Source organism: Streptomyces sp. NPDC044571 (genome assembly GCF_040647115.1).
Classification (GTDB): Bacteria; Actinomycetota; Actinomycetes; order Streptomycetales; family Streptomycetaceae; genus Streptomyces.
The window spans coordinates 12,109-31,808 of record NZ_JBEZBN010000056.1; the positions used below are offsets into that span (position 1 = coordinate 12,109).

Annotated in this window: 22 protein-coding genes and 1 pseudogene; 17 read left to right on the forward strand and 6 right to left on the reverse strand. The window is 72.0% G+C overall.

Annotation, left to right across the window (positions count from 1 at the left end; all coding sequences use genetic code 11):
- Window positions 1-13: 13 nt before the first annotated feature.
- Window positions 14-685, forward strand: coding sequence for an HU family DNA-binding protein (locus AB0B01_RS25260; RefSeq protein ID WP_361723325.1), 672 nt, complete (start codon window positions 14-16; stop codon window positions 683-685).
- Window positions 686-990: 305 nt separating this feature from the next.
- Here the strand turns inward: AB0B01_RS25260 and cofC are convergent.
- Window positions 991-1,644: pseudogene (gene cofC, locus AB0B01_RS25265) on the reverse strand (2-phospho-L-lactate guanylyltransferase); the annotation flags it as partial.
- A gap of 188 nt (window positions 1,645-1,832) precedes the next feature.
- On the opposite strand from cofC, the gene AB0B01_RS25270 reads away from it, so the two are divergent.
- The 3 genes from AB0B01_RS25270 to AB0B01_RS25280 are packed head-to-tail and all read left to right on the forward strand — an operon-like array spanning window position 1,833 to window position 4,789.
- Window positions 1,833-2,585: a lysophospholipid acyltransferase family protein gene (locus tag AB0B01_RS25270; RefSeq protein ID WP_361723328.1), complete on the forward strand. Its 753-nt coding sequence runs from the start codon at window positions 1,833-1,835 to the stop codon at window positions 2,583-2,585.
- On the forward strand, window positions 2,582-3,592 hold the full coding sequence (locus AB0B01_RS25275; RefSeq protein WP_361723331.1) for an NAD(P)H-dependent glycerol-3-phosphate dehydrogenase: 1,011 nt from the start codon (window positions 2,582-2,584) through the stop codon (window positions 3,590-3,592). Before AB0B01_RS25270 ends, AB0B01_RS25275 begins: the two co-directional genes overlap by 4 nt.
- Window positions 3,593-3,631: 39 nt before the next feature.
- Entirely contained in the window at window positions 3,632-4,789 is a 1,158-nt protein-coding gene (locus tag AB0B01_RS25280) for a D-alanine--D-alanine ligase family protein (protein ID WP_361723334.1), read from the forward strand.
- 111 nt (window positions 4,790-4,900) lie between these two features.
- On the opposite strand, the gene AB0B01_RS25285 is transcribed toward AB0B01_RS25280, so the two are convergent.
- A complete protein-coding gene (locus tag AB0B01_RS25285; RefSeq protein ID WP_361723337.1) occupies window positions 4,901-5,401 on the reverse strand; it encodes a DUF3515 domain-containing protein in 501 nt (166 codons plus the stop codon).
- A gap of 23 nt (window positions 5,402-5,424) precedes the next feature.
- Window positions 5,425-5,658, reverse strand: coding sequence for an Lrp/AsnC ligand binding domain-containing protein (locus tag AB0B01_RS25290; protein WP_356847694.1), 234 nt, complete (start codon window positions 5,656-5,658; stop codon window positions 5,425-5,427).
- 245 nt (window positions 5,659-5,903) lie between these two features.
- Here AB0B01_RS25290 and AB0B01_RS25295 point away from each other — a divergent pair, with 245 nt between their 5' ends.
- Window positions 5,904-6,887, forward strand: a complete 984-nt coding sequence (locus AB0B01_RS25295) for a thiamine-phosphate kinase (RefSeq protein ID WP_361723340.1) — start codon at window positions 5,904-5,906, stop codon at window positions 6,885-6,887.
- A complete protein-coding gene (thiD, locus tag AB0B01_RS25300) occupies window positions 6,884-7,687 on the forward strand; it encodes a bifunctional hydroxymethylpyrimidine kinase/phosphomethylpyrimidine kinase (protein ID WP_361723343.1) in 804 nt (267 codons plus the stop codon). Before AB0B01_RS25295 ends, thiD begins: the two co-directional genes overlap by 4 nt.
- Before the next feature lie 139 nt (window positions 7,688-7,826).
- Here thiD and rpmB read toward each other — a convergent pair whose 3' ends face one another.
- Window positions 7,827-8,012 (reverse strand): 50S ribosomal protein L28, encoded by a 186-nt coding sequence (rpmB, locus tag AB0B01_RS25305; protein ID WP_064070327.1) that lies wholly within the window; start codon window positions 8,010-8,012, stop codon window positions 7,827-7,829.
- Window positions 8,013-8,252: 240 nt separating this feature from the next.
- On the opposite strand from rpmB, the gene AB0B01_RS25310 reads away from it, so the two are divergent.
- The 9 genes from AB0B01_RS25310 to mutM all read left to right on the forward strand — a co-directional run bounded on the left by AB0B01_RS25310 (window position 8,253) and on the right by mutM (window position 17,303).
- Window positions 8,253-9,935, forward strand: a complete 1,683-nt coding sequence (locus tag AB0B01_RS25310) for a DAK2 domain-containing protein (RefSeq protein ID WP_361723346.1) — start codon at window positions 8,253-8,255, stop codon at window positions 9,933-9,935.
- A 16-nt stretch (window positions 9,936-9,951) separates the two neighbouring features.
- Complete coding sequence (gene recG, locus AB0B01_RS25315) at window positions 9,952-12,156, forward strand: ATP-dependent DNA helicase RecG (protein WP_361723349.1); 2,205 nt, start codon at window positions 9,952-9,954, stop codon at window positions 12,154-12,156.
- A 59-nt stretch (window positions 12,157-12,215) separates the two neighbouring features.
- Window positions 12,216-12,812: a 16S rRNA (guanine(966)-N(2))-methyltransferase RsmD gene (gene rsmD, locus AB0B01_RS25320; RefSeq protein WP_361723352.1), complete on the forward strand. Its 597-nt coding sequence runs from the start codon at window positions 12,216-12,218 to the stop codon at window positions 12,810-12,812.
- A gap of 29 nt (window positions 12,813-12,841) precedes the next feature.
- Window positions 12,842-13,321, forward strand: coding sequence for a pantetheine-phosphate adenylyltransferase (gene coaD, locus AB0B01_RS25325; RefSeq protein ID WP_356847846.1), 480 nt, complete (start codon window positions 12,842-12,844; stop codon window positions 13,319-13,321).
- A 103-nt stretch (window positions 13,322-13,424) separates the two neighbouring features.
- A complete protein-coding gene (locus AB0B01_RS25330) occupies window positions 13,425-14,471 on the forward strand; it encodes an ATP synthase F0 subunit B (RefSeq protein ID WP_361723355.1) in 1,047 nt (348 codons plus the stop codon).
- A 69-nt stretch (window positions 14,472-14,540) separates the two neighbouring features.
- Window positions 14,541-15,251 (forward strand): DUF177 domain-containing protein, encoded by a 711-nt coding sequence (locus AB0B01_RS25335; RefSeq protein WP_361723358.1) that lies wholly within the window; start codon window positions 14,541-14,543, stop codon window positions 15,249-15,251.
- 2 nt (window positions 15,252-15,253) lie between these two features.
- Window positions 15,254-15,427 (forward strand): 50S ribosomal protein L32, encoded by a 174-nt coding sequence (gene rpmF, locus AB0B01_RS25340; protein WP_003965982.1) that lies wholly within the window; start codon window positions 15,254-15,256, stop codon window positions 15,425-15,427.
- A 19-nt stretch (window positions 15,428-15,446) separates the two neighbouring features.
- Window positions 15,447-16,307, forward strand: coding sequence for a ribonuclease III (gene rnc, locus AB0B01_RS25345; protein WP_361723361.1), 861 nt, complete (start codon window positions 15,447-15,449; stop codon window positions 16,305-16,307).
- 126 nt (window positions 16,308-16,433) lie between these two features.
- On the forward strand, window positions 16,434-17,303 hold the full coding sequence (gene mutM, locus AB0B01_RS25350; protein WP_361723388.1) for a bifunctional DNA-formamidopyrimidine glycosylase/DNA-(apurinic or apyrimidinic site) lyase: 870 nt from the start codon (window positions 16,434-16,436) through the stop codon (window positions 17,301-17,303).
- Here the strand turns inward: mutM and AB0B01_RS25355 are convergent.
- Together AB0B01_RS25355 and AB0B01_RS25360 are read right to left on the reverse strand one after the other, a co-directional pair.
- Window positions 17,276-17,683, reverse strand: coding sequence for a helix-turn-helix domain-containing protein (locus AB0B01_RS25355; protein WP_361723364.1), 408 nt, complete (start codon window positions 17,681-17,683; stop codon window positions 17,276-17,278). The genes mutM and AB0B01_RS25355 overlap by 28 nt on opposite strands.
- 88 nt (window positions 17,684-17,771) lie before the next feature.
- The gene (locus tag AB0B01_RS25360; RefSeq protein ID WP_361723366.1) at window positions 17,772-18,680 is read right to left on the reverse strand and encodes a CAP domain-containing protein; all 909 of its coding nucleotides are present in this window, start codon (window positions 18,678-18,680) and stop codon (window positions 17,772-17,774) included.
- A gap of 135 nt (window positions 18,681-18,815) precedes the next feature.
- Here AB0B01_RS25360 and AB0B01_RS25365 point away from each other — a divergent pair, with 135 nt between their 5' ends.
- Both AB0B01_RS25365 and AB0B01_RS25370 read left to right on the forward strand, forming a co-directional pair.
- Entirely contained in the window at window positions 18,816-19,097 is a 282-nt protein-coding gene (locus tag AB0B01_RS25365; RefSeq protein ID WP_361723369.1) for an acylphosphatase, read from the forward strand.
- Between the two features lie 367 nt (window positions 19,098-19,464).
- On the forward strand, window positions 19,465-19,680 hold the full coding sequence (locus tag AB0B01_RS25370) for a hypothetical protein (RefSeq protein ID WP_030162422.1): 216 nt from the start codon (window positions 19,465-19,467) through the stop codon (window positions 19,678-19,680).
- Window positions 19,681-19,700: the final 20 nt, after the last annotated feature.

The following is a 19,700-nucleotide window of genomic DNA, read 5'->3' on the forward strand; positions in this document are numbered from 1 at the left end:
CGAAGGGGAAGACGTGAACAAGGCGCAGCTCGTAGAAGCGATTGCCGACAAGCTGGGCGGCCGCCAGCAGGCCGCGGACGCTGTCGACGCGGTACTGGACGCCATGGTCCGCGCCGTGGTCGCGGGCGACCGGGTCTCGGTCACGGGCTTCGGCTCGTTCGAGAAGGTCGACCGCCCGGCCCGCTACGCCCGCAACCCGCAGACGGGTGAGCGCGTCCGGGTCAAGAAGACCTCGGTTCCCCGCTTCCGCGCGGGCCAGGGCTTCAAGGACCTGGTCGCCGGCACCAAGAAGCTGCCCAAGGGCGGCGAGGTGTCCGTGAAGAAGGCCCCCAAGGGCAGCCTGAGCGGCGGCGCTTCCGTGACGGTCAAGAAGGCCGCGGCCAAGAAGGCCACCACCGCCAAGAAGGCGGCGGCGAAGACCACGGCCGCCAAGAAGACCACCGCGAAGAAGACCACCGCCACCACGAAGAAGACGGCTGCCAAGACGACCACCGCGAAGACCACCGCGGCCAAGAAGAGCACCCCCACGGCGAAGAAGGCCGCGGCCACCGCCAAGAAGACCACGGCCACGGCCAAGAAGACGGCTCCGGCGGCCAAGAAGGCCACCGCGAAGACCACGGCGCCCGCCAAGAAGACGACGGCGCGCAAGACCACCGCGAAGAAGACCGCGACCCGCAAGAAGTAGGGCCGCAGGTCACACACGCCGGGCCGGTTTCCCTTCCGGGGAAACCGGCCCGCGGTGCTGTTCCGGTGGAACCGTTCTTGCAGGTCAGAGGGGCAGACTCAGAAGGTCTGGAGGGTGACCAGGGTGATCCGCAGACCGGCCCCCTCGCCCTCCGTCTCGATCCGCACCCGCTGCCCCGGGCGCAGCAGCCGCAGGCCCCCCGCCTCGAACGCCGGGGCCTCGAAGGGCACCGGGGTGCCGTCGTCCAGCAGCACGCTGCCGCTGTGGGTCTGGGAGTCGTACGTGTACGCGGTCGCCTGCATACGGGCACTGTATCGGGCCGTGTGGCGGCCCACGCCGAGGGCGAGGGCGGTCCGCAGGTCCGCCGCCGTGTCCACGTCCCGGCGCACGCTGTCCACGTCGGCCAGGGCGATTTCGGCGGCCCCCGACGCCGAATGGCGGGCCCGCGACGGGCCGCCGAACGCGGGTGCCAATTCCGTGTGTGGGGCGGCGGAAAGCAAGGTCGTCCCGATTCCCGCAGCATCCGCCAGAAATGCCCGGGGAAATACCGAAGCGGCTTCGAGCACGCGTAGCAATTCCGGGGGCCGCAGGGCGGGGAGATCCGCGTTCATCGCCGCGACCGCCGCCCCGGGGCGCCCCGTGCGTATCGCCCGCGCCCCGTGGGCCAGCGCCGCGTTGAGCCCGGCGCCCGGGGCGTCCGGCACGATCCGGGCCCCCAGCCGGGCCAGTTCCGTCCCGGCCTCGGCGTCGTCCGTGACGACCACCACATCCGCGACGGCCGGGCAGGCCAGCGCACCGGCCACCGTGTCCTGCGCGAACGCCAGCGTGAGCCCCGGCCGGGACGCGCCCACGGCCGCCGCGAGACGGCTCTTGGCCACCGCGAGCGGCTTCAGCGGGACCACCAGACTCCAGACGGCGTTCGTGACGGATCCCTTCCCCCGCTGCGTGCACTCGGCCATGCCCGGACCGCGGCCAGGTCACGGCCCGGTCATGCATCGGCCCATTGTCACCTCTGCCCGGGCAACCCGGAGGTACGGCGGTGCGGGCGGGGCGTACGGTGTTCTCGACAGAGACCGGACCCGGCACCACACGTGTCCGGCCGACGAGGTGCCCAAGCCGCGCACCGGTCCTAGAGGAAGGTGTCCGAGTGTCCCGCCGCAGAATCGGCTTCTGGTACCGCCTGGCGGCGGTCATCGCAAAACCGCCGTTGACGGTGCTCTTCAAGCGGGACTGGCGGGGAATGGAGCACATTCCGGCCGACGGCGGCTTTATCACCGTCGTCAATCACAACTCGTATCTGGACCCGCTCTCCTACGCGCACTTCCAGTACAACACCGGCCGGGTGCCCCGACTGCTCGCGAAGGCAGCCCTCTTCAAGGTGCCTTTCGTCGGCTCGATCCTGCGCGGCTCCGGGCAGATCCCGGTCTACCGCGAGACCACCAACGCTCTGGACGCATTCCGGGCCGCCGTGGCCGCGATCGAGAGCGGCGAATGCGTCGCCTTTTATCCGGAGGGCACCCTCACCCGGGATCCGGACATGTGGCCGATGGCCGGCAAGACCGGCGCGGCCCGGGTCGCACTGATGACCCGGGCACCCGTCATTCCGGTGGCCCAGTGGGGCGCGAACCTCGCGATGCCGCCCTACGCCAAGGAGAACAAGGTCCGCCTGTTCCCCCGCAAGACCCTCCAGGTGCTCGCCGGACCGCCCCTCGACCTCTCCGAGTTCTACGACCGGGAACCCACCCCGGACGTGCTCAAGGAGGTCACCGAGGTCATCATGGCCGCCATCACCGGGCTGCTGGAGGAACTGCGCGGCGAGAAGGCGCCCGAGCAGCCGTACGACCATCGCAAGGCCAGGGCGGAACAGCGGCGCAAGGCCGCGGGGGAGGACAAGAAGTGACACGTCCCGTGAAGGCGGCCGTCTTCGGAACCGGCTCCTGGGGCACGGCCTTCGGCATGGTGCTCGCCGACGCCGGCTGCGAGGTGACCCTCTGGGGCCGCCGCCAGGAGGTGGTCGACGCCATCAACACCGGCCGGTCCAACCCGGACTACTTCCCGGGGGTCGAACTGCCGGAGGCCATGCGCGCCACCACCGACCCGGCCGAGGCCGCCCGTGACGCCGACTTCGCGGTCCTCGCCATCCCCTCGCAGACGCTGCGCGGCAACCTGGCCGCATGGGCGCCGCTGCTGCCCCCCGACGCGGTGCTCGTGTCCCTGATGAAGGGCATCGAACTGGGCACCGCCAAGCGGATGAGCGAGGTCATCGAAGAGGTCGCCAAGGTCCCGGCCGAGCGCGTCGCCGTCGTCACCGGCCCCAACCTGGCCCGCGAGATCGCCGCCCGGCAGCCCGCGGCCGCCGTCGTCGCCTGCTCCGACGAGGCCGTCGCCCGGCGCCTCCAGGCCGCCTGCCACACCCCGTACTTCCGCCCGTACACCAGCACCGACGTGATCGGCTGCGAGCTCGGCGGCGCCGTCAAGAACGTCATCGGCCTCGCCGTCGGCATCGCGGACGGCATGGGCCTGGGCGACAACACCAAGGGCTCGCTGATCACCCGTGGCCTGGCCGAGGCGACCCGCCTGGGCGTGGCGATGGGAGCCGACCCGCTCACCTTCTCCGGGCTCGCCGGTCTGGGCGACCTCGTCGCCACCTGCTCCTCGCCGCTGTCCCGGAACCACACCTTCGGCACCAACCTCGGGCGCGGGATGACCCTGGAGGAGACCATCGCGGTCACCAGCCAGACCGCCGAGGGCGTCAAGTCCTGCCAGTCGGTGGCCGATCTGGCGCGCCGCCACGGAGTGGACATGCCGATCACCGACACGGTGGTCGAGATCGTCCACCACGGCAAGCCGCCGCTGGTCGCACTGAAGGAACTGATGGCGCGCAGCGCCAAACCGGAACGCCGCTGACTCCTTTCCGGACGTCTGAGCGGGTACCCTCGTGGCGATATGAGCAGCGAGAACCTCCCCCAGACCCCTGAGCAGCAGGGCCGCAAGCCCCGCGTGGCCGTCGTGTTCGGCGGCCGCAGCTCGGAACACGCCATCTCGGTCGTCACGGCGGGCGCGGTGCTGCGCTCGATCGACCGCTCCAAGTACGAGGTGCTGCCCATCGGCATCACCACCGACGGCCGGTGGGCGCTGACCGCCGACGCGCCCGAGCGGATGGCCATCGCCGACCGCCGGCTCCCGAACGTCGAGGAGCTCTCGGAGTCCGAGGAGGGCGCCGTCGTGCTCTCCGTCGACCCGGCGAGCCGCGAGGTCGTCTACACCGAGCCGGGAGCCGTTCCCAAGGCCCTGGGCGAGGTCGACGTCGTCTTCCCCGTGCTGCACGGCCCGTACGGCGAGGACGGCACCCTGCAGGGGCTCCTGGAGCTCTCCGGCATCCCGTACGTCGGCTCGGGCGTCCTCGCCTCGGCCGTCGGCCAGGACAAGGAGTACATGAAGCGGGTCTTCACCTCCTTCGGGCTGCCCGTCGGGCCGTACGTGACCGTCCGCCCCCGCGAGTGGGAGGCCGACCGGGACGCCGCCGAGGCGAAGATCCTGGACTTCGCGGGCGAGCACGGCTGGCCGCTCTTCATCAAGCCCGCCCGGGCCGGCTCCTCCATCGGCATCACCAAGGTCGACGACGCCTCCGGCCTGGACGAGGCGATCCGCGAGGCCCAGCGCCACGACCCGAAGATCATCGTGGAGGCGCTGCTGCGCGGCCGCGAGATCGAGTGCGGGGTGCTGGAGTTCGAGGACGGCCCGCGCGCCAGCGCGCCCGCCGAGATCCCCCCGGTCTCCAGCCATGACTTCTACGACTTCGAGGCGAAGTACATCGACTCCGCCTCCGGGATCGTGCCCGCCCCGCTCACCCCGGAGCAGACCGCCGAGGTGCAGCGGCTGGCGATCGAGGCCTTCGAGGCCGCGTCCTGCGAGGGCCTGGTGCGTGCCGACTTCTTCCTCACCGAGGACGGCACCTTCGTCATCAACGAGATCAACACGATGCCGGGCTTCACGCCGATCTCCATGTACCCCCGCATGTGGCAGGAGTCGGGCGTCGCCTACCCGGAGCTGGTGGACCGCCTGATCCAGGCCGCCCTGCGCCGCTCCACCGGCCTGCGCTAGCCGCCGTACGGCGCACACCCGTACACGCCGACCGCCCGCCGGGATTCCCGGCGGGCGGTCGGTGCGAGGCGGGCCGGGCCGGCCCGGCGCGAGGAGACCAGTACGAGGGGATCAGTACGAGGAGATCCCCTCCGGCACGGCCTTGGCCACGGCGGTGGACAGCCCGACCAGCATCCCCGCATCCGTGGCATGCTCCTCGTCGACCTGGACCTGCGTGTACGCCAGGCGCATGCCGGTGGTGAACCGGAAACCCCCGCCGGCGTCGTCGGGGAGCTCCTCCAGCAGCCAGGCCACGCCGTTCACATGGACGCCTTCCTGCTTCGGATCGGCCATCTCCGCGGGCTTGGGGATGCCGCACCGCAGTACGATCGCCGAGCCGCCCCACGCGGCGGTCAGGTCGGACTCCGGGTCGGTGGGGGTCCGCGCCAGGCCGGCCACCTTCTCCGGGAGTTCCCTGTGCAGCGCTGCACAGAACCCCGCGACGTCGGCGGGCGGCGCGGGCGGCGGATCCACCCGGGCCCGCGCGCCGCCCGGGACACAGCCCGCAAGGGCCAGTACGGCGACCAGGGCGGGCAGAGCGGGCACACGGACGGGCCGGCGGTGGAGGGACATCACCGGCCAAGAGTAGACGGGGGCTACAGATGGACCACCGGGCAGGTCAGGGTGCGGGTGATCCCCTCCACCTGCTGGACCTTGGCGACGACCATGCGGCCCAGCTCGTCCACGGTCTCGGCCTGGGCGCGCACGATCACGTCGTAGGGGCCCGTCACGTCCTCCGCCTGGATCACCCCCGCGATCTGGCTGATGGACTCGGCGACGAACGACGCCTTGCCCACCTCGGTCTGGATGAGGATGTACGCCTGTACCACGGAACCTCCAGGGCGGCCACGAGGATCGATTCCCCTAACCTTCAGGTGGGCCCTGGAATTGCGGGCGGGCCCGGGGAAGAAGGGACGCCACGGTACCGCGTCGCCGAGCGCCGCGGGGAGACCCGCGAGCCCGGTGCCACGCACAGCGGGGCGTACGAAGAGCAGAAGTTGACGTATCTGTTGACGGTACCCAGAGCTGTGACGGCTCGCGACCGCAAGCGGACTGGGCAAGAAGGGGCACAGCGATGAAGGGCACTGTGGGCGAGCTGGGGGAGTTCGGGCTCATTCGGGAGCTCACCTCACGGCTCACCACCACCCCGGCGGTCCGGCTCGGACCCGGCGACGACGCCGCGGTGGTGTCGGCCCCCGACCGGCGGGTCGTGGCGAGCACGGACATCCTCCTGGAGGGCAGGCACTTCCGGCGCGACTGGTCCACGGCCTACGACGTCGGCCGCAAGGCCGCCGCGCAGAACCTCGCCGACATCGCCGCCATGGGCGCGGTGCCGACCGCGCTGCTGCTCGGCCTCGTCGTCCCGGCCGAGCTCCCGGTCACCTGGCCGACCGAGCTGATGGACGGTCTGCGCGACGAATGCCAGGTCGCCGGAGCGGCCGTGGTCGGCGGGGACGTGGTCCGCGGCGACACGATCACCGTCTCCATCACCGCCCTCGGCGACCTGCGCAACCACGAGCCCGTGCTGCGCTCCGGCGCCCAGCCCGGCGACGTCGTGGCCGTCACCGGCTGGCTGGGCTGGTCCGCCGCCGGATACGCCGTGCTCTCGCGCGGCTTCCGCTCCCCGCGGGCCTTCGTCGAGGCACACCGGCGCCCCGAACCGCCCTACCACGCGGGCCCCGCCGCCGCCGGACTCGGCGCCACGGCCATGACCGACGTCAGCGACGGACTCATCGCCGACCTCGGGCACATCGCGGAGGCCAGCAAGGTGCGGATCGACCTGCGCTCGGCGGCCGTGGACATCCCGACCCAGATGCACGACATCGGACAGGCCGTCGGCGTCGACCCCTTGCAGTGGGTGCTCACCGGCGGAGAGGATCACGCCATCGTGGCGACCTTCCCGCCCGACGTGAAACTGCCGGCCCGCTGGAAGGTCATCGGGGAGGTGCTGAACCGGTCCGCGCTGCCCCAGGTGACCGTGGACGGCGCGCCCTGGACGAGCACCGGTGGCTGGGACCACTTCGGCTCCGACCCGTCCACCGAGGAGCCCTGCCGATGAGCGGCGCGCCACCGCTGTGCCTGACCGTTGCCGGATCCGACTCCGGCGGTGGCGCCGGAATCCAGGCCGACCTCAAGACCATGCTGGCGCTCGGCGTGCACGGGATGAGCGTGGTGACCGCCGTGACCGCGCAGAACTCCCTGGGCGTCCACGGAGCCTGGGAACTGCCCGCCGAGGCCGTGAGGGCCCAGTACCGGGCCGTGGCCGACGACATCGGCGTACAGGCCGTCAAGACCGGCATGCTGTCCTCCGCCGCGCTGGTGGAGACCGTCGCCGAGCTGCTGGCCGCCACCGCGGCCCCCGCCGTCGTGGACCCGGTCGGGGTCTCCAAGCACGGGGACGCGCTGCTCGCCGCCTCGGCCCTGGACGCCGTACGCAAGGAACTGCTGCCGCGGGCCACCGTCGCCACCCCCAACCTCGACGAGGTCGCACAGCTCACGGGCCTGGTCGTGGAGAGCGAGGACGACATGCGGCGGGCCGCCGACGCCGTCCTCGGGTACGGACCGGAGTGGGTGCTGGTCAAGGGCGGGCACCTGGCCGCCCACGGCGGTGAGGCCGCCGACCTGCTCACCGACGGAGACACCCTGCTGTGGCTGCGGGCCCCGCGCCACGACAACCGGCACACCCACGGCACCGGCTGCACCCTCGCCTCCGCGGTGGCGGCCGGCCTCGCCAAGGGGCAGGACGTGCCGCAGGCCGTGATGGAGGCCAAGGAGTACGTCACCGGTGCCATCGCGGCCGGCTTCGCGCTCGGCGGCGGCATCGGCCCGGTCGACCACGCCTGGCAGTGGAACCGGTGAGCTGACAGCACGGGACCACCGCATCACGGGATGCGGTGGTCGGCCCGCCCGTCGCTCCGGGCAAGGCAAAAGGCCGGTCCACGAGGTGGACCGGCCTTCTTGGCAACCGGAAAGGGCTGCGCTACGACGACGGGAGGCGTCAGCGCGAGACCTTGCCGGCCTTGATGCACGAGGTGCAGGCGTTGAGGCGCTTCGGCGTCCCACTGACCACGGCACGGACGCGCTGGATGTTCGGGTTCCAGCGACGGGACGTACGGCGGTGCGAGTGCGAGATGTTGTTGCCGAAGCCCGGCCCCTTGCCGCAAACGTCGCAGTTGGCAGCCACAGGTCACTCCAAAGACTTCAGGTGCACTTACAGTGAAATCCGGCGCACCGGATCAGAGATCTGAAGTGGTTTGCCGGGGGAATGGCCCGACTTTCATCGGGCAACCGGAGCAGCATACAACGACTGCTCCGGTCCAAGAAAACTACCATGGCCGCCGCCGGGCCCGCCCGCGGTCCCGGCGACCGGCCCGCCCTTGGTTACCCTGCGGTGAACCCTGGCCCGCACAAGGAGGAACGCCCGGTGCCGCACGAGCCGCAGCCGCAGCCCGCCGACGAGCTCGACGCCGAAGCGGTGCGCACCTGGAGCTCCCTGGCCGTGGCCGCCCTGGGCCGGGCACGCGAGGACATCGACGCCATCAACGTCTACCCCGTCGCGGACGCGGACACCGGCACCAACCTCCACCTCACCGCCGAATCCGCGCACCGCGCGCTCGCGCAGGTCTTCACCGGCGCCCCCGCGGACGGGGACGGGACCACACCCGGGGCCGCGCCCCCGCCGCCCTCCCTCGCCCAGGCGGTACGGGCGTACGCGCACGGCGCCCTCATAGGCGCCCGGGGGAACTCCGGGACGATCCTGGCCCAGCTGCTGCGCGGGGTGGCCGACGTCCTGGGCGACGAGCCCGGGGACCGCGGGCCGGCCAGGCTGCTCGCCGAGGCGCTGGCCCGGGCCGCCGAGGAGGCGTACGAGGCGGTCGCGCACCCCGTCGAGGGCACCATGCTCACCGTCGCCGCCGCGGCGGCCCGGGCCGGTGCAGCCGCCGAGGCCGCCGCCGGGAGCCCCGCCGACGTGGCCCGGGCCGCCTACGACGGAGCCCGCACGGCCCTCGCCGACACCCCCTTGCAGCTGGCCGAGCTGGGCCGGGCCGGGGTGGTCGACGCCGGGGGCAGCGGGCTGGTCGCCGTCCTGGGGGCCCTGTGGCAGGCGCTGTCCGGCGAGGCACCCGCCCCCGAGGCGATCCGCGGCCGGGCCGTACCCGTACCGCAGACCCCGCAGCCCTGCGACGCGGAGGAGCACGGCGGGCCCGCGTACGAGGTGATCTACCTGCTGGAGGCGGCCGAACCGGCCGTGGCCGAGCTGCGGGCCCGCCTCGACGGACTGGGGGACTCCCTCGTGGTGGTCGGCGGCGACGGGCTGTGGAACGTGCACGTGCACGTCGACGACCCCGGCGCGGCCGTGGAGGCCGGCGTGGCCGCCGGGCGGCCCTACCGGATCCGCATCACCCACTTCGGCGACGAGCGGCGCCGGGCGCGCGGCGAGCGCGCCCAGCGGGCCGTGGTCGCCGTGGTCCCGGGCGAGGGACTGGCCGGGCTGTGCGAGGAGGCCGGCGCCACCACCGTGCTCGCCCGCGCAGGAGAGGCGCCCGAAGCCGCCGCACTGGCCGACGCCGTCCGGCGCGCCCACGCCCGCGAGGTGGTGCTGCTGCCCGGAGGCGCCGAGCAGCGCGCCGCCGCGGCCGCCGCGGCCGAACAGGCCCGCGCCGACGGGGTGCGCGTGGCCGTGATCCCCACCCGGTCCGCGGTCCAGGCCCTGGCCGCCCTCGCCGTCCACGACCCGGACGCCAGCTTCGACGAGGACGTCGTCGCCATGACCGCGGCGGCCGGCGCCACCCGCTACGGGGAACTCGCCGTCGCCGAACGGCAGTCCTTCACCTCCGCCGGCATCTGCCAGGCCGGGGACGTGCTCGGGCTCATCGACGGCGACGTCGCCGTCATCGGCTCCGCCCTGACGGAGACCGCCGAGGCGGTCCTCGACCGCATGCTGGGCTCCGGCGGCGAACTGGTCACCCTGGTCCTGGGCCCCGAGGTGCCCGACACCCTCGCCGCCCGCCTGGAGGCCCACGTCCAGCACGGGCACCTGGCGGTGGACACCGTCACCTACCGGGGCGGGCGGTACTCGGCGCCCCTGCTCATCGGAGTCGAATAGCGGAGTTGTCGGCGCCATGGTGTGCAATGAACCCGTGCCCGCGCTCGACGAAGACCTCAAGAAGACGCTCGGCCCCGCCACCGCCAAGGTGCTGGCCGAGCAGCTCGGCCTGCACACGGTCCTGGACCTGCTCCACCACTATCCGCGGCGGTACGCCGAGCGCGGGGAGCTGACCTCGCTGACCGAGCTCGCCGACCAGATCGACGAGCACGTGACGGTCGTGGCCCAGGTCGCCGACGCCCGGATCCTGACCTTCAACGGCGGCCGCGGAAAACGCCTGGAGGTGACCATCACCGACGGCAGCGGCCGGCTCCAACTGGTCTTCTTCGGAGCGGGCGTCCACAAACCGCACAAGGAGCTCCTGCCCGGCACCCGCGCGATGTTCGCCGGCAAGGTCTCCCTGTTCAACCGCAAGCTCCAGCTGGCCCACCCGGCGTACGAGCCGCTGGGCGCGGAGGCCGGGGAGTCCGACGCGGCGGCCGCCTTCGCCAATCAGCTGATCCCCATCTACCCGGCGTGCAAGCAGCTGGAGTCCTGGAAGATCTCCAAGGCCGTCGACGCGGTCCTGCCCCGCGCCCGGGAGGCCGTGGACCCGCTGCCGGACGCGCTGCGCGCGCACCGCGGGCTGATCCCGCTCACCGAGGCCCTGCTGAAGATCCACCGGCCCGCCGCCAAGGCCGACGTCGAGGACGCCCGCCAGCGGCTGAAGTGGGACGAGGCCTTCGTCCTCCAGACCGCCCTGGCCCGCCGCCGGCACGCCGACTCCCTGCTCCCCGCGGTCCCGCGCCGGCCCGCCCCGGGCGGCCTGCTCGACGCCTTCGACGCCAAGCTGCCCTTCACCCTCACCGAGGGACAGCAGACCGTCTCGAAGGAGATCTTCGACGACCTCGCCGCCGAACACCCCATGCACCGCCTCCTCCAGGGCGAGGTCGGCAGCGGGAAGACCATGGTCGCGCTGCGCGCCATGCTCGCCGTCGTGGACAGCGGCGGACAGGCCGCGATGCTCGCCCCCACCGAGGTCCTCGCCCAGCAGCACCACCGCTCCATCACCGAGATGATGGGCGACCTGGCCGAAGGCGGCCTGCTCGGCGGCTCCGACCAGGGCACCAAGGTGGTGCTGCTCACCGGCTCCATGGGGACGGCCGCCCGCCGCCAGGCCCTGCTCGACCTGGTCACCGGCGAGGCGGGCCTCGTGATCGGCACGCACGCGCTGATCGAGGACAAGGTGCAGTTCCACGACCTCGGCCTGGTCGTCGTCGACGAACAGCACCGCTTCGGCGTGGAGCAGCGCGACGCGCTGCGCTCGAAGGGCAAGCAGCCGCCGCACCTGCTGGTGATGACGGCGACCCCGATCCCGCGCACCGTCGCGATGACCGTCTTCGGCGACCTGGAGACCTCCGTCCTCGACCAGCTGCCCGCCGGGCGCTCCCCGATCGCCACCCACGTGGTGCCGGCCAAGGACAAGCCGCACTTCCTGGCCCGCGCCTGGGAGCGGGTCCGCGAGGAGGTGGAGAACGGCCACCAGGCGTACGTGGTGTGCCCGCGCATCGGCGACGGCGACGACGAGCCGAAGAAGAAGCCCTCCGCCGAGGACGAGGCGGAAAAGCGCCCGCCGCTGGCCGTCCTCGACATCGCGCAGCAGCTCGCCCGCGGCCCGCTCGCCGGGCTGGCGGTCGAGGTGCTGCACGGCCGGATGGACCCGGCCGACAAGGACGAGGTGATGCGGCGCTTCGCCGCCGGCGAGGTCGAGGTCCTGGTCGCCACCACCGTCATCGAGGTCGGGGTGAACGTCCCCAACTCCACGGTCATGGTCATCATGGACGCCGACCGGTTCGGCGTCTCCCAGCTCCACCAGCTGCGCGGCCGCGTCGGCCGCGGCTCCGCGCCCGGCCTGTGCCTGCTGGTCAGCGAGATGCACGAGGCCAGTCCCGCCCGGGCCCGGCTGGCCGCCGTCGCCGCCACCCTCGACGGCTTCGAACTCTCCCGGATCGACCTGGAGCAGCGCCGCGAGGGCGATGTGCTCGGACAGGCCCAGTCGGGCGTCCGGTCCTCGCTGCGCATGCTCGCCGTCATCGAGGACGAGGAGATCATCGCCCAGGCCCGCGAGGAGGCCACCCGCGTGGTCGCCGCCGACCCGGAGCTGGAGCGGCTGCCGGGCCTGAAGGCCGCGCTCGACGCCCTGCTCGACACCGAACGCGAGCAGTACCTGGAGAAGGGCTGAGCGGTACGGCCCGCGGTCGTACGACCTATCGTGGAACCCGCAGTACCCGTCAGTACCCCGTGACCGAAGGACCCCAGATGACCCGCGTGATCGCCGGCAGTGCCGGCGGGCGACGGCTGACCGTGCCCCCGGGCACCGGTACCCGGCCGACCTCGGACCGGATGCGCGAAGGCCTCTTCTCCACCTGGGAGTCCCTGCACGGCGTCGAGGGGGCACGGGTGCTCGACCTGTACGCCGGATCCGGCGCCGTCGGCCTGGAAGCCCTCTCCCGCGGCGCCGCCCACGCCCTGCTCGTCGAGACCGACCCCAAGGCCGCGAAGGCCATCCGGGACAACATCAGGGCGCTGGGCCTGCCCGGCGCCGAGTTCCGGGCCGGCAAGGCCGAGCAGGTCGTGGCGGCGGCAGCGGCCGGGGACCCGTACGACGTGGTCTTCCTGGACCCGCCCTACGCCGTCGGCCACGACGATCTTGGCGAGATCCTGCTCACACTCCGGTCCAATGGCTGGCTCACCGGCGATGCGCTCGTCACCGTGGAGCGCGGTACGAGGAGCGGTGCGTTCCCGTGGCCCGAGGGGTTCGAGCCGCTCCGCTCCAGGAAATACGGCGAGGGCACCCTTTGGTACGGTCGCGCCGCCTTCACCGGCGAAGATTCATGAAGACCGCACCGGAGAGCGAGGGACCCAAGTTGCGCCGCGCCGTCTGTCCCGGGTCATTCGACCCCATCACCAACGGACACCTCGACATCATCGGCCGGGCCTCCAGGCTCTACGACGTCGTGCACGTCGCCGTGATGATCAACCAGTCCAAGCAGGGGCTGTTCACCGTCGAGGAGCGGATCGAGCTGATCCGCGAGGCGACCGCCGGCTACGGCAACGTCGAGGTCGAGTCCTTCCACGGACTGCTCGTCGACTTCTGCAAGCAGCGCGAGATCCCCGCCATCGTCAAGGGGCTGCGCGCCGTCAGCGACTTCGACTACGAGCTGCAGATGGCCCAGATGAACATGGGCCTGTCGGGCGTCGAAACGCTGTTCGTGCCGACCAACCCCACCTACAGCTTCCTGTCCTCCTCCCTGGTCAAGGAGGTCGCCGCCTGGGGCGGCGACGTCGCCCACCTGCTGCCGCCGCACGTACACGCGGCACTGACCGAGCGGCTGGCGAACCGCTGACCTGCTGACGGGGCGTCAGTGGCTGTCGGGCGCCCTGCCGGTGGCCTTACAGTCGTCCCGTCCGTCTCAGGAACCGCCCGAGGCCGAGAGAGTGCGAGCCCCCATGGACGTGCAGAAGAAGCTCGACGAGATCGTCGCGGCCGTCGGCAGCGCCCGGTCCATGCCCATGTCGGCCTCCTGCGTGATCAACCGCGCGGAGCTGCTGGCCCAGCTTGAGGAAGTGCGCCAGGCCCTGCCCGGCTCGCTCGCGCAGGCGCAGGAGCTCATCGGCGGCCGGGAGCAGATGGTCGAGGAGGCCCGCCGGGAGGCGGAGCGGATCATCGAGTCCGCGCACGCCCAGCGCGGCTCGCTGATCTCCGACACCGAGATCGCGCGCCGGTCCCAGGACGAGGCGGACCGGATCCTGGCGGACGCCCGCCGGGAGGCCGAGGAGATCCGGGCCGAGGCCGACGACTACGTCGACAGCAAGCTCGCGAACTTCGAGGTCGTCCTCACCAAGACCATCGGCTCGGTCGACCGCGGCCGCGAGAAGCTGCTGGGCCGCGGCCCCGGCCTGGACGAGCAGGGCTATCCGGACGCGGAGGCGCCTGAGCGCAGCCACGACCCCGAGACGCAGCGCCGGCAGGCGGACGCGTACGTCGACAGCAAGCTGGCGACCTTCGAGGCGGTGCTCTCCAAGACCCTGGAGGCGGTCGGCCGGGGCCGGCAGAAGCTGCTGGGCAGGGTCCCCACGGACGACCTCGGTGCCCACATGGCGGCCCAGGACGCGGCAGGCGCCCCGCAGTCCCGCTCGGCCAGCGACGCGGACTTCCTGGCGGGCCTGGCGGAGCCGGAGGGCCCGGTGGCCCCGGTGATCCCGGCGCAGGCCCAGCCGGAGCCCGCGTACGACGCGTACGGCTACCCGCAGCAGCAGCCCGGGCAGCAGGACGCGTACGGCTACCAGGACCCCTACGCCTACCAGCAGCAGGCCCAGCAGCCCGACCCCTACGCGATGGCCTACGAGCAGCAGGCGCAGCACCCCGACCCCTACGCGGCCTACCCGCCCCAGCAGCCGGTCCAGCCCCAGCAGCCCGCGCTCGACGAGACCAGCTTCTTCGACACGAGCATGATCAACCTGGAGCAGCTGCGCCAGTACGAGCAGGGGCGCTAGGACCGGATTGGGCTCTGAGCGAAGGGCCGGGTATCCTGGCCCTTCGGTCGCGCGTATGCACCGCGATCCATGCTGCCCTCAAGCGGCGGATTCTTTGATCTTCAGCGAACTGTGAAAGCAGGAACGGCCCTGAACACCCGCCTCGACCACCGCAACCCCCTCGTGTTCGACACGCACGAGCTGGGTCGGCGTCCTGGTGCCATGCAGCGGCTGTCCCGCGAGATCCCCGCTCCGGCGGACCTCGGTCTCGCAGGGGTCATCGGAGTGCCGGAAGGCGCCCCCCTGAAGCTCGAACTCCGCCTTGAGTCGGTCATGGAAGGGGTGCTTGTCACAGGCACCGTCCGTGCAGCGGCCGAAGGGGAGTGCGTAAGGTGTCTGGAGGCCGTGGAGCGCAAGCTCGACGCGGACTTCCAGGAGATGTTCTCGTACCCTGACGCCGACGACCGGAGCCGCGCTCACGCGGAGCCGGCCGACGACGCCGAGGACGACGAGGACAGGCTCTTCCTTGAGGACGGCTTGTTCGACCTCGAACCCGTGCTGCGCGACGCGGTGGTGCTCGCACTGCCGCTGCAGCCGGTGTGCCGGGAGGACTGTCTCGGACTGTGCCCCGAATGCGGGGTCAGCCTGAACGACGACCCGGACCACCACCACGACGCCCTCGACATCCGTTGGGCGGCATTGCAGGAACTCGTCGTGACCGATCAGGACGACGAGAAGGACAACATGAGCGGCACTGCATCTGACGACGTTCAGAGCGCCGCCGAGAAGCAGGAGAAGTAGCCGTGGCTGTTCCGAAGCGGAAGATGTCGCGCAGCAACACGCGCCACCGCCGGTCGCAGTGGAAGGCTGCGGTCCCCACCCTGGTTTCGTGTGAGCGTTGCCAGGAGCCGAAGCTCCAGCACATCGCGTGCCCGAGCTGCGGCACCTACAACAAGCGCCAGGTCCTCGAGGTCTGAGCGGCTGGTGAGAGGCGCAATGTCTGAGCTGTCCAACGCTGAGAAGCAGGCAGACAGTAACAACGCGGCCTCGTCCCACACGCTTCTGGAAGGGCGGCTCGGGTATCGACTTGAGTCCGCCCTTCTGGTGCGTGCGCTGACCCACCGCTCGTACGCATACGAGAACGGCGGTCTGCCCACCAACGAGCGCCTGGAGTTCCTCGGGGACTCCGTGCTCGGCCTGGTGGTCACGGACACGCTGTACACCACCCACCCCGACCTGCCGGAAGGCCAGCTGGCCAAACTGCGGGCCGCGGTGGTCAACTCGCGTGCACTGGCGGAGGTCGGACGCGGCCTCGACCTCGGCTCGTTCATCCGGCTCGGCCGGGGCGAAGAGGGCACGGGCGGCCGGGACAAGGCCTCCATCCTCGCCGACACCCTGGAAGCGGTGATCGGCGCGGTCTACCTCGACAAGGGCCTCGAAGCGGCCTCGGAGCTGGTGCACCGGCTCTTCGACCCGCTCATCGAGAAGTCCTCGAACCTCGGGGCGGGCCTGGACTGGAAGACCAGCCTCCAGGAGCTCACGGCGGCCGAGGGGCTCGGCGTGCCCGAGTACCTGGTCACCGAGACCGGTCCGGACCACGAGAAGACCTTCACTGCTGCCGCCCGCGTCGGTGGTGTCTCGTACGGCACCGGCACCGGCCGCAGCAAGAAGGAAGCGGAACAGCAGGCGGCGGAATCCGCGTGGCGCGGGATCCGTGCCGCGGCGGACGAGCGGATCGCGGCGGAAGCCGCGGCCGCGGCCGCCGCACAGGCTCCGGTGGCGGCTGTGGCCGGCGCCGAGGCCGCGGCCGAGGACGGCGGGGCGCCGACACCCACCGACCCGACGCCGAGCGTCTGACCCTTCCTTCGGGATGTACGCCCGCCCCTGCCGCGCAGGGGCGGGTGCTCCCGTTTCCGGGGCCCTTCGGGCCGGCCGGTAGGCTCGGCGGTGCCAGATGTACGCACCGCCGTGGAGGAGACCGCCGTGCCCGAGCTGCCCGAAGTAGAGGTCGTGCGGCGGGGCCTGGAGCGCTGGGTGGCCGGCCGGACGGTGGACGCCGTCGAGGTGCTGCACCCGCGGGCCGTGCGGCGGCACCCGGCCGGGGGCGCCGACTTCGCCGCGCGCCTCAAGGGGCAGACCATCGGCATACCGCGGCGCCGGGGCAAGTACCTCTGGCTGCCGCTGGAAGGGCGGGACCTCTCCGTCCTCGGGCACCTCGGCATGAGCGGGCAGCTCCTCGTGCAGCCCGAGGAGGCACCCGACGAGAAGCACCTGCGCATCCGGGTGCGGTTCCAGGACGACACCGGTACCGAGCTGCGTTTCGTCGACCAGCGCACCTTCGGCGGCCTGTCGCTCCACGAGAGCGTCGCCGGCAGCGCCGAGGGCCTGCCCGACGTCATCGCGCACATCGCCCGGGACCCCCTGGACCCCCTCTTCGACGAGGGCGCCTACCACCTCGCCCTGCGCGCCAAGCGGACCACCGTCAAGCGGGCCCTGCTCGACCAGTCGCTGATCAGCGGGGTCGGCAACATCTACGCCGACGAGGCGCTGTGGCGGGCCCGGCTGCACTACGAGCGCCCCACCGCCACCCTCACGCGCCCCCGGAGCACGGAACTCCTCGGCCATGTCCGGGACGTCATGAAGGCCGCCCTCGATGTCGGCGGCACCAGCTTCGACAGCCTCTACGTCAACGTGAACGGCGAGTCCGGCTACTTCGACCGTTCGCTCGACGCCTACGGGCGGGAGGACGAACCCTGCCGGCGCTGCGGTACGCCGATGCGGCGGCGGCCGTGGATGAACCGGTCCAGCTACTTCTGCCCGCGCTGTCAGCGGCCCCCGCGCCTGGCGTCGTAGGACGCGCGGGAGTCGAGCACCTGCGGCATGCTCCCCTCAAGGAAGTGGATGAGCGCCAGCAGCCGGTCGGCGACCTCTATGCCGAGGGGGGTCAGCTCGTAGTCCACGCGCGGCGGGTTCGTCGGCTGTGCCTCGCGGTTCACGATGCCGTCGCGCTCCAGGGCCTGCAGCGTCTGGGAGAGCATCTTCTCGCTGACCCCGTCGACCTTGCGGCGCAGCTCGTTGAAGCGGCACGAGCCCTCGCGCAGGGCGCCCACGGTGAGGCTGCCCCACCGTCCGGTGACGTGCTCCAGGGTCTCCCGGGACGGGCACGCGCGCGCGAAGGCGTCGAAGGGCATCGCGTCGGGAAGCACGGCGGTCTCCGGCAGGTCTGTCTGCATGCCTGCCAGCTTAGCTCCGGGCAGCGCTGACCGACAGCTTGCGCTTTCGATTGGATAGCGCATCGCGCGGGCGGATTTGGACGGCCGGTCAGAAGCCGAAGTCCTGGGTCCACCAGGGGCCGCCGTCCGCGAAGTACGCGCCGACGCCCAGGGTGCGGAACTCGCAGTTGAGGATGTTCGCCCGGTGGCCGGGGCTGTTCATCCACGCGTTCATCACGGCGGCCGCGTCACCTTGTCCCCGGGCGATGTTCTCGCCGCCGAGACCGGAGAGCCCTGCCTTGGTGGCGCGGTCCCACGGGGTGTTGCCGTCGGGGTCGGTGTGGTCGAAGAAGCCCCGGGTGGCCATGTCCTTGCTGAAGGCGCCGGCCAGCGCCGCGAGCGGCGGGTTCGCCCGGACCGGACCGCAGCCGGCCTGGGCCCGCTCCTGGTTGACCAGGGCCAGTACGGCGGCCTCCTCGGCGGAGTGGCCGTCCCCGGCGGGCGGGGCCGAGGGCTTGGGGGCCGGCGGCTTGGGGGCCACGGGCTGGGGGGCCGGCGGCTTGGGGACCGCGAGCTTGGGTGCGGCCGGCTTCGGGGGCACCGGGGCGGCCGCGGGCTTCTCGGGCGCCTTGGCGGCGGCGGAGGGTGTCGCGGAGGCGGACGCGGACGGGCTCGGCGAGGCCGAAGGTGAGGGAGAGGCCGACGCGGAGGGCGACGCCGACGGGGAGGGGCTCGCCCCGCCGGGGGCGGCGGAGGCGCGGCCGGACAGGTTGGCGAGGCCGCCCTGCTGCTCCACCGCGGAGACGGGGGTGGGCGAGGCCTTGGCCTGCGTACGGTCGCCCGAGCCGCTGCTGCCGACCCCTACATAGGGGAAGGAGCCGCCGACCGGCACCATGCCGGTGGTGACGGCGGCCGTGCCGAGGACGACGGCCACCGAGATGCCGATCAGGCCGTTGCGGGCAGCGGTGCGGCCCTTGCCGGCGCGGCGCGGCTCGGCGGGGAGTCGGTGGCGTCCCATCGGCGCGTACCTTCCTGGCGGGTGAAGATCATCCTTTACTCACCCAAATGGGTGAGTTCATTGGTGCGCGACTGTACGCCATGGGACATGGGGGGCGATGCGGGCGGAAGGTGACCGCCCGGTTAGCGTTCGCGCATGAACGAAGATGTCCGCCTGACCGCTTGGGTGCGCGGCCGTGTACAGCGCGTGGGCTTCCGCTGGTTCACCAGGGCCAATGCCATGGAGATCGGAGGGCTCGCCGGGGTCGCGCTCAACCTCGACGACGGGCGAGTGCAGGTGGTGGCCGAAGGTCAACGTGAGAATTGCCACCGGTTGCTCAACTGGCTGCGCTCCGCCGACACGCCCGGGCGGGTCGACGGAGTGACAGAGATCTGGGGCACACCGCGCGGTGGCTACGACGGCTTCGAGATCCGCTGAGCGATCCGCTGATCATGTACTGATCGCATCGCGGGACCCGCCCCACACGGTCGGATCTGCACGTTCGCCGTCGACACGTTGCCGCGGGATGCGATCCGTGGAAGGCTCGAAGAAGCGGACGATCTCCATGTCCCTTGCGAGTGCCGGGCTGCCCGCCGATACGGGGCGTGATCGTGTTGACCGTCAAACTTTTTGGTGAGACGCTGGAAGCCCCGCGCACCTGAGCTGTTTGGCAGTGTTGGCAGTAGGCGCGTTAGCAAGAGAAACGCGTGCAGTGACTGACAGTTGCTGCCGGACATCCGCGGGTGCGATTCCCTCACGACCCACACCGCTTCGGTCGGTCACTCGATGTGGAGGACCATCCATCATGGCAAAGGCGCTTCTCGGTTACGTCGGCGGCTCCGACCCGCGACTCCTCGCCGAGATGCGACGGCTTCAGCAGCGCGTCCAGGACCTTGAGTCCGAGCTCGTACGGATTCAGTCCGAAAACGACGCGCTGAACGCGGCCGCCGCTCAGCACGGAGACTCGCTGCTGGACCGCATCGACATCGACGTACCCCAGGCGGAGCCTGCGCTCACCTGATCCGCTCACTCGTTGCTCGA